Annotated in this window: 1 protein-coding gene; it reads left to right on the top strand. The window is 47.8% G+C overall.

Annotation, left to right across the window (positions count from 1 at the left end):
• Nucleotides 1-74: 74 nt before the first annotated feature.
• A partial coding sequence (locus tag R7190_RS31050) for an ATP-binding protein (RefSeq protein ID WP_318138363.1) occupies nt 75-510 on the top strand: 436 nt, incomplete at its 3' end.

Genomic DNA, 510 nt, shown 5'->3' with positions numbered 1-510 from the left:
AAAGTGAGCTCGGTTTTGATTTTTCAGTGAGCGATACAGGCATTGGAATTCCTGAAGACAGGCTAACTCATATTATGGATAAATTTGAGCAGGTCGATACCTCCGCGACAAGGCGACATGAAGGAACGGGCTTAGGGTTGGCAATCTCAAAACGTTTGATCAGCATGTACAACGGTGAGCTTTGTGTGCGTTCGGATTTTGGCAACGGATCGTGTTTTAGCTTTAGTTTGCAGTTGCCTAAACGAAGTCAGCCTCATTCTGAGCCGGTGGAACTGAATGCAAATCGACTATTGTTGATTGATGATTATCTACCGCGCGTGGAACACTTGATGCGCTTAGCTAAAGAGATTGGCATCGAGGTGACTCATCGCAACGATTGGTCTGCGGCGCAGTCTTTGGGCAGAGATTTGGACGGTTTTGACCGCATCATCGCGAGCGTGAACAATGCTCAGGATAGAGATGCGCTCTATGAGCTTGATGCGACAGAATCAGCCGCCAAACGGGTACTGT

The organism is Vibrio sp. 1078-1 (assembly GCF_033340475.1).
Note: the sequence above shows the minus strand (reverse complement) of the source record. Positions and strands in the feature narration are given on the sequence as shown.